Source organism: Pseudobdellovibrionaceae bacterium, from assembly GCA_015163855.1.
Taxonomy (GTDB): Bacteria; Bdellovibrionota; Bdellovibrionia; order Bdellovibrionales; family UBA1609; genus JAAOIH01.
In genome coordinates, this window is sequence record JAAOIK010000027.1 from 1 (window position 1) to 15023 (window position 15023).

At 34.1% G+C, this 15023-nt stretch carries 13 protein-coding genes; 5 read left to right on the top strand and 8 right to left on the bottom strand.

Annotation, left to right across the window (positions count from 1 at the left end; all coding sequences use genetic code 11):
• Window positions 1–1177: DUF2779 domain-containing protein (locus HAW63_03250; GenBank protein ID MBE8162985.1), on the bottom strand; the 1177-nt coding region annotated here is incomplete at its 3' end.
• A gap of 95 nt (window positions 1178–1272) precedes the next feature.
• On the opposite strand from HAW63_03250, the gene HAW63_03255 reads away from it, so the two are divergent.
• Together HAW63_03255 and HAW63_03260 are read left to right on the top strand one after the other, a co-directional pair.
• On the top strand, window positions 1273–2403 hold the full coding sequence (locus tag HAW63_03255; GenBank protein ID MBE8162986.1) for a bifunctional methionine sulfoxide reductase B/A protein: 1131 nt from the start codon (window positions 1273–1275) through the stop codon (window positions 2401–2403).
• 56 nt (window positions 2404–2459) lie between these two features.
• The gene (locus tag HAW63_03260; GenBank protein ID MBE8162987.1) at window positions 2460–3764 is read left to right on the top strand and encodes a S8 family serine peptidase; all 1305 of its coding nucleotides are present in this window, start codon (window positions 2460–2462) and stop codon (window positions 3762–3764) included.
• A 1-nt stretch (window position 3765) separates the two neighbouring features.
• Here HAW63_03260 and dnaK read toward each other — a convergent pair whose 3' ends face one another.
• From dnaK to HAW63_03275, 3 genes are all read right to left on the bottom strand, one after another.
• Window positions 3766–5691 (bottom strand): molecular chaperone DnaK, encoded by a 1926-nt coding sequence (gene dnaK / locus HAW63_03265; GenBank protein MBE8162988.1) that lies wholly within the window; start codon window positions 5689–5691, stop codon window positions 3766–3768.
• A gap of 88 nt (window positions 5692–5779) precedes the next feature.
• Window positions 5780–6874: a molecular chaperone DnaJ gene (dnaJ, locus tag HAW63_03270; GenBank protein ID MBE8162989.1), complete on the bottom strand. Its 1095-nt coding sequence runs from the start codon at window positions 6872–6874 to the stop codon at window positions 5780–5782.
• Window positions 6875–6970: 96 nt separating this feature from the next.
• Complete coding sequence (locus HAW63_03275) at window positions 6971–7648, bottom strand: hypothetical protein (GenBank protein ID MBE8162990.1); 678 nt, start codon at window positions 7646–7648, stop codon at window positions 6971–6973.
• A 121-nt stretch (window positions 7649–7769) separates the two neighbouring features.
• Here HAW63_03275 and htpX point away from each other — a divergent pair, with 121 nt between their 5' ends.
• Window positions 7770–8660, top strand: a complete 891-nt coding sequence (htpX, locus tag HAW63_03280; GenBank protein ID MBE8162991.1) for a protease HtpX — start codon at window positions 7770–7772, stop codon at window positions 8658–8660.
• Here the strand turns inward: htpX and HAW63_03285 are convergent.
• A complete protein-coding gene (locus tag HAW63_03285; GenBank protein MBE8162992.1) occupies window positions 8639–9454 on the bottom strand; it encodes a hypothetical protein in 816 nt (271 codons plus the stop codon). The genes htpX and HAW63_03285 overlap by 22 nt on opposite strands.
• A gap of 59 nt (window positions 9455–9513) precedes the next feature.
• On the opposite strand from HAW63_03285, the gene HAW63_03290 reads away from it, so the two are divergent.
• Complete coding sequence (locus tag HAW63_03290; GenBank protein ID MBE8162993.1) at window positions 9514–11205, top strand: AMP-binding protein; 1692 nt, start codon at window positions 9514–9516, stop codon at window positions 11203–11205.
• A gap of 19 nt (window positions 11206–11224) precedes the next feature.
• Window positions 11225–12598: a hypothetical protein gene (locus HAW63_03295; GenBank protein ID MBE8162994.1), complete on the top strand. Its 1374-nt coding sequence runs from the start codon at window positions 11225–11227 to the stop codon at window positions 12596–12598.
• A 9-nt stretch (window positions 12599–12607) separates the two neighbouring features.
• On the opposite strand, the gene HAW63_03300 is transcribed toward HAW63_03295, so the two are convergent.
• The 3 genes from HAW63_03300 to HAW63_03310 all read right to left on the bottom strand — a co-directional run bounded on the left by HAW63_03300 (window position 12608) and on the right by HAW63_03310 (window position 14997).
• The gene (locus HAW63_03300; protein MBE8162995.1) at window positions 12608–14086 is read right to left on the bottom strand and encodes a leucyl aminopeptidase family protein; all 1479 of its coding nucleotides are present in this window, start codon (window positions 14084–14086) and stop codon (window positions 12608–12610) included.
• Between the two features lie 5 nt (window positions 14087–14091).
• Window positions 14092–14529 (bottom strand): hypothetical protein, encoded by a 438-nt coding sequence (locus HAW63_03305; GenBank protein MBE8162996.1) that lies wholly within the window; start codon window positions 14527–14529, stop codon window positions 14092–14094.
• Window positions 14530–14640: 111 nt separating this feature from the next.
• Window positions 14641–14997, bottom strand: coding sequence for a CrcB family protein (locus HAW63_03310; GenBank protein ID MBE8162997.1), 357 nt, complete (start codon window positions 14995–14997; stop codon window positions 14641–14643).
• Window positions 14998–15023 lie beyond the last annotated feature (26 nt).

The window sequence follows — 15023 nt, forward strand, 5'->3', positions numbered from 1 at the left end:
AAGCAATGCTCCCCTCCCCTTTAAGATCTTCAACCAACTGTTCTGCCAAAGCTAAACGAGGATCTTTGCTATCATTATGTAAATAATTTTTATAAACCACTTTGCCTTGCCCCAAACCTTGACTCAAACCCTGCCCCAAATCCTGCCCCAAACCTTGCCCCAAACCCACAGTGTATTGAAAAGGAATTTGTTCATACGGTCTTACCCCCTCCCAAAACGGAACAGCGGGGTTAATGCTATTAAAACTTAAATACTGTAAAGGCCACTGCCATCGCTTTAAATCGGCAGCAATACCTTGGCGATGGATGTAAGACTGATCTTGCACATGCACTTTTTTAGCGATTTGTTGTTTAGCATTTAGCTCGCCCTCAGGTATATCTTTTATTTCTATGATATTTTTTTTATAAAAACCCCATAGCTTTTTTTTCCATGCTTCTTCTTTAAAATCATACTCTTCCATACTGGGTAATAAAAAAATACTATCCTTGGGTAAATGCTTTCCGCAATGGGCTTTAAATTTACATTCATAAGGTGCATTACAGTGAGGGCCAATGTCTACCTCGGGTTCTTGTTGTGAGTCCACCATTTGTTTTAACTCTATTATAGAATTAGCCACACTGTCTTTTAACTCTTGTGCCCTTGCTGTAATATCTTGTTTGTGAAAAAAATTAGACATGTCGGGAAAAACACATTGGTTATTAATATGCATTAAATAACAGCTTTGCACTTTATAACCTAGGTTTTCTAAAATCCATAACTGTAAAGCCACATCTTTTACATTTTCGTCTTTAACTTTTGTTCCCGATTTTACTTCCACCAAATTCCATACATCTTGTCCGTCACTGCTTTGTACTTTTTCTAAAATATCCACTCGAGCAAAAATTCCTTTATAAGAAAACGAAGCTTCAAAAATATTTTTTTTACCTTGCAGAATAAATTCTTCGGTTTTAGTTAAGGCTCCCTTAAAATCCCAATACGCCGTGTTCACCAACGCAGTGTCTTTTTTAAATTCTTTTTGAGCCAACTCGCCCACTAAATTTCCTTGATCGAAAATCATCTGCTCGGCCGCAGTAATTGGGGCGGCTAATTTTTTATTATACACTTGTAAAAACAAATTTTTTGGGCACTGCATGCCTGCCATCATTTTTGTTTTACTTAAATAAGAAGGAGTTTTCATAAAAGAAGCTTACATTAAAAACAATACTGTCTCAATATTAGAAAATACTTATTTTTTTCTAGCTTATGCCCTAAAGATAGACTAAAATACAAACAATGAAGCATTTTTACAAAATCGGCCTTCTTCTAGTCTTATCTGGTGCTGCTGTGCTGCTGCTAGACACTCCTAACTATAATTTTTATAAGAAAAAGATAATTAACTCTGCTTTTCGTGTTACAAAACTATTTTCTTCTGTTACAACAAGTTTAAAGAAAAAAACAAACAAGGCCCTTACCGTGACTAAGTCCAAATACGATTTAAAAAATTTAAGTCCCGAAGAGTATGAAATTACACAAAACAAAGGCACCGAAGCTGCCTTTGCTAACAAATATTGGGATAACAAAGAAGAGGGCATTTATGTGGATAAAGTTTCAGGAAAAGCCCTTTTTAGTTCAAAAGACAAATACACCTCAGGGTCTGGTTGGCCCAGTTTTACAAAACCCCTAGATGCTGACGAAATTAAAAAAGAAATAGATAACAAATTAAATGTAGAAAGAGTAGAAATTCATAGCAAGTCTGCAAAAACTCACCTAGGTCATGTTTTTAATGATGGCCCTAAAGAAAAAGGCGGAAAGCGCTTTTGTGTAAACTCGGCATCTTTACAATTTATTTCATTAAGTGAAATGAAAAAAAGAGGTTACGAACAATATTTAAAGTTATTTAAAAATAAAAATACTAAAGACGAAACGGCAACAGTTACAAAAACAGAAACCGCCACCTTAGCGGGAGGGTGTTTTTGGGGGGTGCAACACCTTTTAAAAAAACTACCTGGAGTTATATCTTCGCAAGCGGGTTACACTGGTGGTACCACAAAAAACCCTACCTACAATACTATTAGTACGGGGCTAACCTCCCATGCAGAAGCAGTACAAATTGTGTTTGACCCACAAAAAGTATCTTACACACAAGTTCTAGACTATTTTTGGAGACTACATAACCCCACAGAGTTAAACAAACAAGGGCCTGATGTGGGCATACAATATCGCTCTGCTATTTTTTATCACTCAGAAAAGCAAGAACAATTAGCCCAAGCCTCTTTAACCGCCTTTGATAAATCGGGCGTGTTTAAGAAAAAAGCAGTTACACAAATTGTTAAGGCTTCAACCTTTTATCCTGCCGAGAAATACCATCAAGATTATTTTTCAAAAAATACTGGGCGAGTCTGTCACGCCTTAAGAGATAAGTAAAATAAAGCTTATTAAAAATCCCTTAAGCTTCCTGCTTAGAATACCGAACAGAAGACATGAGCTATTTACGAATATGGGCCATTATTGGCTTTGTTAGTTGCGGGATTTTTGTAGGTATAAGCAGTCTTAAAAGACAACCCTACAGCGTTTCTTTGTCCTCTACTAAATCGAAAAATAATCGACTTTTAATTTTAGGACAGCCCCTTAACCAAGGCCATTTAAAATCTAACAAAGACATTAAACAAAACGACCCATCTATCCATAATAACTGGGGTATTAACGGAACACATTCCGCCGCCGCGTGGAATAAAATTACCAAAGGCAGTCGCAAAGTAGTGGTTGCCGTAATTGATACAGGCATTGATACTAATCATGTCGACCTTAAAGATAACTTATGGAGCAATCCTGGAGAAATAGGTTTAGATAAAAATGGTCACTCTAAATCGTTTAACGGCATTGATGATGACAACAATGGATATGTTGATGATGTTCATGGTTGGGACTTTGTAAACAACAAACCTATTAAATCAGACAAGCACGGTCACGGAACTCATGTATCTGGTATTATTGGAGCTGTGGGTAATAACGGTATTGGTATTAGCGGAATTTCGCCACGCGTTTCTTTAATGCCACTAAACTACTATAACACAAACTCCTCAGATGATTCTCAAAACTTAGAAAATACCGTAAAAGCTATTTATTACGCCATCAACAATGGTGCACATATTATTAATTATTCGGGAGGAGGGCCCGAATCTAATCCAAAAGAATTTGCAGCTATTAAAAAAGCATTTAATAAAGGCGTTTTATTTGTCGCGGCCGCCGGCAATAAAAAACCAACAGACAAAGTAAATTCTTATTACCCTGCCGACTACGGCCTACCTAATATTATTTCTGTAACCGCTATTAACCAAAACAATAATGTTTTAAGCACTAGTAATTTTAATGAAAGCCGTGTGGATATTGCCGCACCCGGTGGAAATATTTATTCCACTTTACCTAATAACCAATACGGTTTTATGACAGGCACCTCGCAAGCTACTCCCTTTGTTTCTGGAGTGGCCGCGTTAATTAAAGCCAAGTATCCTGACTTTTCTCCTCAACAAATAAAAAAACAGCTTACCACTACTGGCGATTTAAAATTGCATAAATTAAATCATAAAACAAAAAACAGAACAGTGCTTAACACCTACAGAGCCCTTAGTACATTGGGAAGTAATGTTAGTGCCAATGGTGCATTTTTAGTAAATAACCGACAACAGTTTGACTCAAGTACAAAAAAAAAGGATTCCTCAACATTTTCGTCGGGAATCCCTTTTACGATTAATCAATTAACCGATTTTTTAAAGCCTTCTAAATAAATTAGCTTTTAGGCACTTCTGTATAATCGGCATCAATGATGTCTTCTTTATCCGAAACCTTATCGGTTTTTTGCTTAGCATCAGGTTTAGCTTCGTCCCCATTATTGGCAGCATCTGCAGAGGCAGACTTAGTGTCTTCGTATAAGCTTGCACTAATTTCTTGATGAACTTTTCCAACCTCTTCTTTACTTTTATTCATCTCTTCTGCCGTAGAAGCTTCATTAGCCAAAATCACTTTCGCAGCCTCAACGCTAGTTTTAATTTTTCCTTTTTGATCATCAGATAATTCTTTTTCTTTATCTGTAGATAATTTTTCTAATTGATAAATCATGCCATCTAATTCATTTTTAGCTTGAATACTTTGGGCTTTTTTCTGATCTTCTTCTTCATTAACTTTAGCATCATCTACCATTTTTTTAATTTCTTCTTCTGATAACCCCGACTGAGCTTTTACTTCGATTTTTTGTTCTTTACCCGTTTTTTTATCTTTGGCAAAAACATTAATAATACCATTGGCATCAATATCAAAGCTCACCTCAATTTGTGCCATACCTCTAGGAGCTGGTTCAATTCCTGATAATTCAAAACGAGCTAAACTTTGGTTATCAGTTGCCAATTTTCTTTCTCCTTGTAGCACATGAACATCCACACTAGGTTGGTTGTCTTGAGCTGTAGAAAAAACTTGTGATTTTTTAGTAGGGATTGTTGTGTTTCTTTCAATTAAAGTTGTCATAACTCCACCTAAAGTTTCAATACCTAAAGATAAAGGAGTAACATCTAATAATAAAACATCTTTTACATCACCTTGTAAAATACCACCTTGAATACCTGCGCCTAATGCTACAACTTCATCGGGGTTTACAGAGCAATTTGCTGTTTTAGCAAAAAACTTTTCTACCGCAGTACGCACGGAAGGAATACGAGTACTACCTCCCACTAAAATGACTTCGTTAATATCAGACACCGATACGCCAGCATCTTTTAAAGCTTTTCTACAAGGTTCAATAGAGCGATCTAAAAAACTTTTAGTCATTTGTTCAAACTTATTACGAGATAATCGTAAATTTAAATGCTTAGGCCCCGCTTGATCGGCTGTAATAAACGGTAAATTGATTTCTGTTTCTTCTCTAGAAGATAATTCAATTTTTGCTTTTTCTGCAGCTTCTCTTAATCTTTGTAAAGCCATTTTATCTTTTGATAAATCAATTCCATCACTAGTTTTAAATTCTTTAATCATCCAATGTAAAATTTCTACATCAAAGTTATCTCCACCTAAGCGAGTATCCCCATTAGTGGCTAAAACTTCTACCACATTATCACCAATTTCTAAAACAGATACATCAAAAGTACCACCACCAAAATCATAAATAACAATTTTTTGGTCTTTCTTTTTGTCCATTCCATAAGCTAACGCAGCAGCTGTGGGCTCGTTAATAATTCTTTTTACATTTAATCCTGCAATTTTACCTGCGTTTTTAGTAGCTTGTCTTTGGGCATCGTTAAAATAAGCCGGCACAGTTATCACAGCTTCGGTTACAGGCCCTCCCAAATAAGCTTCTGCATCTTTTTTTAATTTAGATAAAATTTTTCCGCCCACTTCTTCTGGACTAATTACTTTTCCATGAACATCAAAGCCCACATCTCCCGATCTATCGACAATTTTGTAAGGAGCTAATTTTTTTTCTTCGCCTACTTCAGAGAAACGACGACCAATAAAACGCTTTGAAGAATAAATCGTATTAGTAGGATTAGTAACACCTTGTCTTTTTGCTAATTGGCCCACCAATTCTTCTTTTCCTGTATAACCCACTACAGATGGGGTGGTTCTAACGCCTTCGGCATTAACAATAACCTTAGCCTCGCCCCCCTCCATTACAGATAAACAAGAATTTGTTGTACCTAGATCAATTCCTATAATTTTGCTCATAATATTCTCCTATTTAAAATTTATTGTTTTGTAATTTAATGCCTTATCAGCATGTAAAAAATATGTAAACCCTTTAAAAAAAGTCAAGCTAGCCAAATAAAGATTTTTTCTTAGTTGTACTTAAAACAGACACTTTTTGCTTCTCGGCAATAGAACGCAAGGCATCCTCTTCCATACGCGTTAACTTTTTAGGCAATAACACCTTAAGCTGTAATAATAAATGCCCTTTGCTTGTGGAGTTCACCTCGGGTAAGCCACAGGCTTTTAAGCGTAAAAGCGCACCTGGCTGACTACCAGAAGGAATTTTTAACATCTTTTTATCCCCTCCCAGCAAGGAAATTTCTATTTCTGCCCCCAAAGCGGCTTGTAAATAAGACACAGAAAGCACTTTAATTAAATTAGAATCCTCTCTTTTAAAATCTGTATGAGGGATTACATTAAGACTAATATATAAATCCCCAGAAGGGCCCCCTAAAGAACCATCTTCGCCCTTACCAGACAAACGCAACTGCATTCCTGTTTCCACTCCCGCAGGAATACTAACTTCTACCTCTTGTTTTTCTAATTGACGACCTTCTCCATGACAAGAAGAACAAGGATTAGTAATCCTTTCTCCCTTACCTCTACAAACTGGACACACTACCGTGGATTGAAAAAACCCTTGTTGCTGAACCACTTGCCCCTGCCCATTACACTGTTTACAGATTTCTTTATCAGAGCTTTTAACAGCCCCTTCTCCAGAACAGTCTTTACAAGAGGCCTCTTTTTGAAAACTTAATACCTGCTTATCCCCATTTAATACATCCTCTAAGGTGATATCTAGTTCGTAAGTAATATCGCGGCCTCTGCGCGCTCGGCTTCTTGAGCGGCCCCCACCTCGACTTCCTCCAAAAATATCGCCAAAAATGTCTCCGAAATTTTCAAAAATATCGTGAACATTAGAAAAACCACCGGCACCGCCAGCATCACCAACTGTTCCAAACTGATCGTATTGGCGACGCTTTTTTTCGTCTCTTAAAACTTCGTAAGCTTCAGAGGCTTCTTTAAATTTATTTTCAGAAGCTTTGTCTCCTGGATTTTTATCCGGGTGATGCTTCATTGCTAATTTACGATAAGCCTTTTTTAATTCCACTGAATCAGCAGTTCGTGAAACTCCTAAAATATTGTAATAATCTTTAGACATAAAAATACATTTTTATAGCCCTTTTTTACCGCTGGGCACTTTAATAACCTGCTAAGAAATATGATGATTTATTAGAAAAGGTCAAGACAGAAATACTTATTTTTTCTGATTTTTCACGGCTCTGTATTGTTTTTCTAACAAATATAGGCGTTTTTTTACTTTCTTAATATTTTTTGGTTTTTTTAAGGTTTTTAAGTAATTTTTTAAAGATATAATCCCCAACAACAACGCTCCCTCTTTTTTGTGCAATCGTGCAGCTAAAGAATACAACCAAGAAGGCCCACCATGTTGGGCAGACCTTTGCAAAAGTTGTGCGGCTAACACATTGTTTTTATCCTCTAGTAAAAAGTGATAAGCTGCTTTGTATAAAATTTCCCAATCATCAGGAAATTCTTTAATGGCTTTATAAAATATTTTACTAGCACCTTTTCTATCATTTACCAAAACGCTTAAAGTTAAAGCTCCAGCAGAGTAAGCGTTGCGAAACTTTGGTGACAGCTCAACAATAGCTTCTAACATTTTATACGCCCAACCTTCTGAGCATTTATTTTTTCCTTTTTCGCAAAAATCAATATCTTGAATTAACCGCAACCATAAAATGTCTGCATAATAATCAGAATATCCAAAACTAAATAAGGACATGTACTTAGGAGGGTACAACACGGTTTCACTAGCTTTTTTAGGAATACTATAATTTTTATTAAAATATACAATGCCAAAAAATAAGATCATGGCTATTAAAAAATAACCTATTTGTATTTTATTTTTTAGCAAAACAACTTCCTATTTTATATTCGTTTATAGAGACAAAGGTATTGTATAATAAAGCTATTTTGCTTGTAAAGTATAAATATTTTTATTATTCTTTGTAAGAACAGTAACCACAGGAGCTAGTATGAACTTAATAAAGCGCGTATTTTTATATGGTTTATTAAATATCTTTATTATTGCAACGCTGAGTATATTTTGGGCTATATTATCTAGTTTTTTTAACCTTCCCACAGAAGGCTATTTGCTGACTTTAATATTTTGTATGGTTTTTGGTATGGGAGGTTCTTTTATATCCTTATTTTTATCAAAATATTTGGCAAAAAAATTAATGAAGGTAAAAACCCTTCCTTTTCAAAATAAAACCGAAAAAGAAAGTCAGTTAGCGCAAATTGTAAAAGATTTATCTAAAAAAGCAAAATTAAAAGCCATTCCAGAAATTGGCATTTATCAAAGCGAAGACCTTAATGCTTTTGCCACAGGGTCTAGCCAAAACAATGCCTTAGTTGCTGTCTCTTCAGGCCTATTAAATACTTTATCTACAGAGGAGCTAGAAGGGGTTATCGCTCATGAAATCGCTCACATTGCCAATGGAGATATGATTACCATGGCCTTACTGCAAGGGGTAATAAATACTCTAGTTATGCTCTTAGCCCGCATTATTGCTCACGCAATTAGTCTTGTGGATGAAGACATGGGGCCTTTTATGTATTTTGGAATAATCATTGTTTTACAAATAGCTTTAGGAGTTTTAGGTAGCATTTTAGTAAATAGTTTTTCTCGCCATCGAGAGTTTAAAGCCGATTACGGTAGTGCAAAACTAAGCAGCAAAGAAAAAATGATAGCCGCTCTTAGGGCCTTAAATAACAGCAAGAGTATTGGCCAAAGCTCGGCTTCGCAACCTGCATTTAATGCTTTTAAAATTTCTAACAAAAATTCGAAAAATACCTTATTAACTAAGTTATTTTCTACTCACCCCTCTATAGAGGCTAGAATTCAAAAATTAGAGCAATTATAAAAATCCACTGGGTAAAAAAAAGAATTTTTTCTAGTTTCATTTAACTCCACAGCTAAGTCTGTGTTACCCAATGCAGGTTTAATCTGGTTGTAACAGTGTTTTGCTAAAATTTCACCAGAAGTATTGCCTACCAAATCGTTTAAGTATTTGCCATGAAAATGCTTTAATATTTTTTTTTCTAATATGCTTTTTAATAAACTTAATTCGAAAAATTTATTATCATTATTTTTAGCAAGAGTTTTTTTTAAAAAAATTCTTATTTCATACTCATGCCCATGATCAACAGAACATTTTTTATATAGCTGTTTATTTTGTTCATCCGATAAATCACTATTATAATGTCTATGCACAGCACTAAAGCTACCTGCCGTACTAATAATGCATTTATTATCAAAAAAGTAAGTCGCTTTATCTACAAAACCTCTTTGTACCTGAACAGAAAATAGCTTAACTAAATCTTTATCCTTTTCCATTTGCTTTAACTCATTTTGTAGTTGATAAAAATACACTTTAGCAATGTCTTCTATATACACATTCTCTTTATTAAACATAGCCCCAGTTTGCTTATAACTGCTTTTTTCATTTAACAATATATGATCTAATTTTTTAGAAGTAGCACTAGCTATTGTAAAGAGTTTTTCTTCTACAGAAATAGGGATACTTTTTTGTAATAATATCCATGAGGGTTGAATAATAAAATTCGAAGCTTTTATTTTATTATTTATTTTATACGAAGAACTAATGCTATAATTAAAAGCTAATGTTCTTGCTTTTTCCAACATCTTTTGCGTCATTACTTTTCCTATTTCATTTTATCTTGCCTTTTATTATAGCCTAGCCTAGACTCAACGATATGACTACTTTAGCGGAAAAAAAAATTTGGCACAAACAATATCCTGATTATATGCCGACTAGCATACCCGCTATTAAAGAAGAAGACTCCCTTTTAGAATACATACAAAGCGCTTTTAAAAAACACGGCGCTAAAACGGCCTTTTCTTTTATGGGGTCTAACTTATCCTTTAAAGAAGTAAATAAACAGGCTTTACACTTAGCAAAATTTTTACAAAACACTGCTGGTTTAAAAAAAGGGGATGTTGTGGCTTTGCAGATTCCTAATTTACCTCAATACCCCATTGCAGTATTTGCTTGCTTTTATGCAGGCTTAACTATTACTAACATTAATCCTCTTTACACCCCTCGAGAAATGGAGCATCAATTAAAAGATTCTCAAGCCAAATTAATTATTATTTTTTCTGCCTTTACTTATAAATTAGAAACTTTATTATCACAGACTAACTTAAAAACTATTATTACCACAGACCCCGCAGATTCTTTTTCTTATTGTAAAAAACAAATTATTAATTTTATTTTTAAAAAAATAAAAAAACTTTGTCCTTCTTACAACATACCCCATACTCCTATATATTCTTGGCAACAAAGTTTAAATATAAATAAAAACAACCCTTTTAAAACAGTGCCTACCACATCAAAAGACACTGCAGTTTTACAATATACTGGTGGAACCACGGGGTTATCTAAGGGTGCTATTTTAAGTCATGGTAATATTTTGGCAAATATTAGACAAATTCAAACTTATGTAAAACATGACCTTTCAGAAAAGGAAGTTATTGTCACAGCCCTTCCCCTGTATCATATTTTTGCATTTACTGTAAATTTACTTACCTTTTTAGAGTATGGGTACCAAAATATACTAATTAGTGATCCTCGAAATACCGCTTTATTTATTAAAACTTTAAATAAATACCCTTGGTCTATTTTTACAGGAGTAAACACATTATTTCAATCTATGCTAAATCACTCTGATTTTAAAAGTTTAAAATTTAAACAAGTAAAAGTTTGTATTGCTGGTGGAGCGGCTTTACAAACAGACACCGCTCGCCAATGGAAGAAACAAACAGGAGTTAGCCTTGCAGAGGGTTATGGACTTACCGAAGCTTCCCCTGTTTTGTGCTGCAATCTTTTAAATCATACCAAAGAAAAAAGCATTGGGTTACCCTTGCCTTCCACAGACATTAAATTAATGGATGAAAATGACAATGAGGTAGAACAAGGAAAAACAGGAGAACTTTGGGCAAAAGGCCCTCAAGTAATGCAAGGATACTTAAATAATGAAACAGAAAGCCAGGCGGTTTTTCATAAAACCTCTTCGGAAACTTGGCTAAAAACTGGTGATATAGCTTATCAAGACGAACAGGGTTTTATCTTTATAGCTGATAGAAAAAAAGATATGATTTTAGTCTCTGGGTTTAATGTGTTTCCTAATGAAATAGAAGATGTACTAAGTGCACACCCTAAAATTGCAGAAGTAGCCGTAGTTGGTGTTCCCAACTCACAGTCAGGAGAAAGTGTTAGAGCTCATATTGTTAAAAAAGAGGAAAGCTTAACCGATGACGAGGTTATTCAATTTGCAAAAAAAAACTTAGTAAACTACAAAGTGCCTAGAACTATTAAATACCATACAGAATTACCAAAAAGTAATATAGGAAAAATTTTAAGACGCAAACTAAAAAATATAACTTAACATAACCTTTATTTTAATTATGACAAATTTACACAACTTATTAACCAAAGAAAAAGCTTTAGAAATCAATAAAGACAGTAAGCCCTACGGTACTTTTGCAGAAATTGGTGCTGGCCAAGAAGTCGCTCGGCATTTTTTTCAAGCAGGCTTATCTTCTCACACTATTGCCAAAACCATGTCCGCTTACGACATGTCTTTAAGTGACGAAATTTATGGCGAAAGCCCTCGCTATGTTTGTGCAGATAGAGTAAAAAAAATGCTTCAGTACGAATATGATTTATTAGTAACGCGTTTATCAAAAACTCGAGGCGATAAAACGCAATTTTTTTCTTATGCTAATACAGTAACTACAACTAATAGCTCTAATAAAAACAGTCATGGATGGATGGGGTTTTGTTTTCAAGAAAAAGAAGGCAGCTTACCTAGTAAGGTAATTATACATTTAAAACTGCACCATGCTCAGCGCCTAGTTCAACAAACAGAAATTGGAACACTTGGTGTAAATTTAATTTATAATAGTTTGTATAAGCGAGAAAATTTATCTGAATTTATATCTAGTTTAAAAGATAATTTACATAGCACAGTAGAAATAGACTACATTGATTTTACAGGAACCGCCTTCTCTCATATAGATAACCGCACTGCCAACTTAGAGCTTATTGAAAATCATTGGACAAAAAGTGTTGTTTTTACTCCAGATGGAAGTATTTTACCTGCCGAAGAAGTTTTTTTTGATAAATCTTTATTAATTATGCAAGGTACTTACCGCCCAATTACTAAAGCAAATTTAGAAATTTTAAATCAGTCAAAACAACATTTTAAATCGATTTTTGCTGTTAAAAACGAAGAAGTAGTGCCTGTTTTAGAAATGAACTTAGGGCAAAAAGATGGAATGGATTACGCTGATATTTTAAATCGTATTGATACTTTAGCTGCTACAAACAATTATACATTAGTATCGAAGTTTAATGTAATGCACGAATTAAAAGCCTACATTCGTAATGTAAGCGCTAAACCATTAGCCTTTGTTATTGGAGCTAGTTTTTTAGAAAATCTATTTAACGAATCCTCTTATAAAAATTTAGAAGGCTCTTTACTAGAAGCCATGGGAAAATTATTTGACGAAAATACTAAAGTATTAGTTTTTCCTTACAAACGAAAAGATTTATGTGTAACTAGTAAAAGTTTTTCACCAAAAGAAAAGTATTGTTATTTATATAAATATTTATTAGAGCAACAATTTATTACAGATATTTCTGTTTGCGAAGATGTGGATATATCTATTTTATCCGAAGATGTAAGAAAATTATTAAAAACATCAGACGCTTCTTGGTCACAGTTCGTTCCCGAAGAAGTGGTAAAATTAATTAAAGCAAAAAATCTGTTTCAATAACAAAGTAGATTAGTTTATATTGTTAACCAATTTGTTTTCTAACCAATAAATTAAACTTTGTACCGCTTGCCCACTTCCTCCACTTTCTAACAAAGCCCCTTGTGGAGAGTTTTGCCAAGCATAAATATCTAAATGCACCCATGGGCAGGATTGAATAAATTCCTCTAAAAATAAAGCCGCTCTAATACCACCGGCCATTCCATCTGCGGCATGAGAAATATCTGCAGTATTAGAAGATAATTGCTGTTTATATTTTTTTACCATAGGCATTGGCCATAAAGCTTCGCCCGACTGCTGTGCGCTAGTTACAATTTCTTTAGTAAAAGCCACATGATTAGAATACAAACCTCCTACATCATAGCCTAAGGCCACGCGAGTCGCTCCTGTTAAAGTAGCAATATTAATAATTTTTTTAGGCTTAGATTCTACCGCCAAAGATAAAGCATCTGCTAAAATTAACCTACCCTCTGCGTCGGTGTGATGAATTTCTACTAATTTTCCCGAGCGAGATTGGTAAACATCGCCTGGGCGAAACGCTTTACCAGAAATACTATTTTCTGCAATGGGAATATAAAAATCACAGTTAATGGACGGTTGATTATTTGCTACCCAGTAAGCTAAACCTAACACACTGGCCGAACCACCCATATCTTTTTTCATTAAGCGCATAGCCCCCGCAGGTTTAATACCCAAACCTCCCGAGTCAAAAACAATACCCTTTCCTACAAAAGCCACATCAATAGTATTAAGTGTTTTAGTTTTACTGTTTTTAGCCCCACGGTAAGATATTTTAACTAAGTAAGAAGAACAAGCACTCGCCTCCCCCACAGCTAACAATAAGTTCATTTTTTCTTTTTTTAATTTTTTATTATCCCAAACACTGACTTTAGTATTTGCAAAACCCTTCCAAGTTTCTTGAATCCAATTAGCATAATTATCTGTGTTTAAAATATTAGGCGGTAAATTTACCAAGTGCCTTGCCATATTAATAGCATACGCCTGAGTTTTTCCTTTTTTTATTAAGCTAGAAGAAATTCCTTTAATAGTAAATTTAAGATTTGGTTTAAAACAGTCTTCCTCCATGGAATGACTTAATAATTTATTAAAGGCTATTTTTTTATATTTATACGAAGCTACATAAGCCCCTACCACCACACCTAATGACTGAAAAGTATTTAAATTTTCTGTAAAAATAGATAGTTTTTTGACAGACAATTTAGACAGGTGCGAAAAACTGTCTCCCGTTTTATTTTTAGCCTCTGAAAAGTCGGAACTACAAAAAGCATCTGTAGAAGTGTTTGATGGTTTATGTACAGAAAGCAGGCATAAGAAAAAAAAAGAATCTTTTAAAAGAAAATAAGTGCTTTTATTTTCTTTATAAGCTTTTAAAAAAATAGATTTATTTTTAGGGCTTAAAAAAGGATTTAAAACTTTATAATTATTTTTGCTAAATTCTTCTTTACTACAAAATAAAATACGAGCATTCATACAAACTAGTGCTGACTAACTTTAATTTTCTTTTGCATACTAGAAATTAAATATACAGCCATTTTTTCATGAATTTTGCACATATTTAGCTCGTCTAAACGATAAGAACGCTGACTAGGAGTTAAAGTTCCTTGCTCTAAATCCATTTCATAATCCATTTTATTTTCGCGGATTCCTTCTAAACTCTTTGTTTGTTCTTTAAATAGCTTTTTTACAGAACTTAAAGGCGCCACAGATAACCATGCATTTTTATTTTTGTACCAAGTAAACATACGAAAAAAACGGGCTTTGTTTTTGGCTAGCGTAAATACAGGAAAATCTTTTTCCTTCATATCTAGAACATTTTCGATATCAAAGCCATATTTAGGCCCTTTTGCTATTTTAGAAGACTTAGAAACCGAGTTTTTTCCATCTACAGACGCATTTGCTAATAAATCAGACACACTGACTCCTTTCGCTATTATTTACACTTACGTTAATCTTATAGCGTATTTTTGCCAAAAACACAATAGATCGCAATTTAATCAAATATTTTTGTAAAGATAATGAAATTTTTATAAATTTAAGGCCAACTTATAACCTAAGTAACAAGCCAAAATGCTTAACAGGTTATTAGCAATAAAAACTACCCCCGCCCGTAACCACTGCCCCTCTAACAATAATTGATGAACTTGCAATGCATAGCTAGAAAAAGTACTAAAAGAGCCCAAGAGCCCAAATATAATAACTAATTTATAAGGGGAGGACAGCGTCGTGCTAAAACTTAATACTCCAGCAAAAAAACTGGCTATGACATTAACTGCTAACACTCCATACATACTATGCATAAAAAATGCACCAACCATATAACGAAAGAATGCCCCTAAACCACCTAGTATAAAAATACCAATAACAATATTCAATCCTTGCACTAATCCCCTCCACATCTTATTCTTTT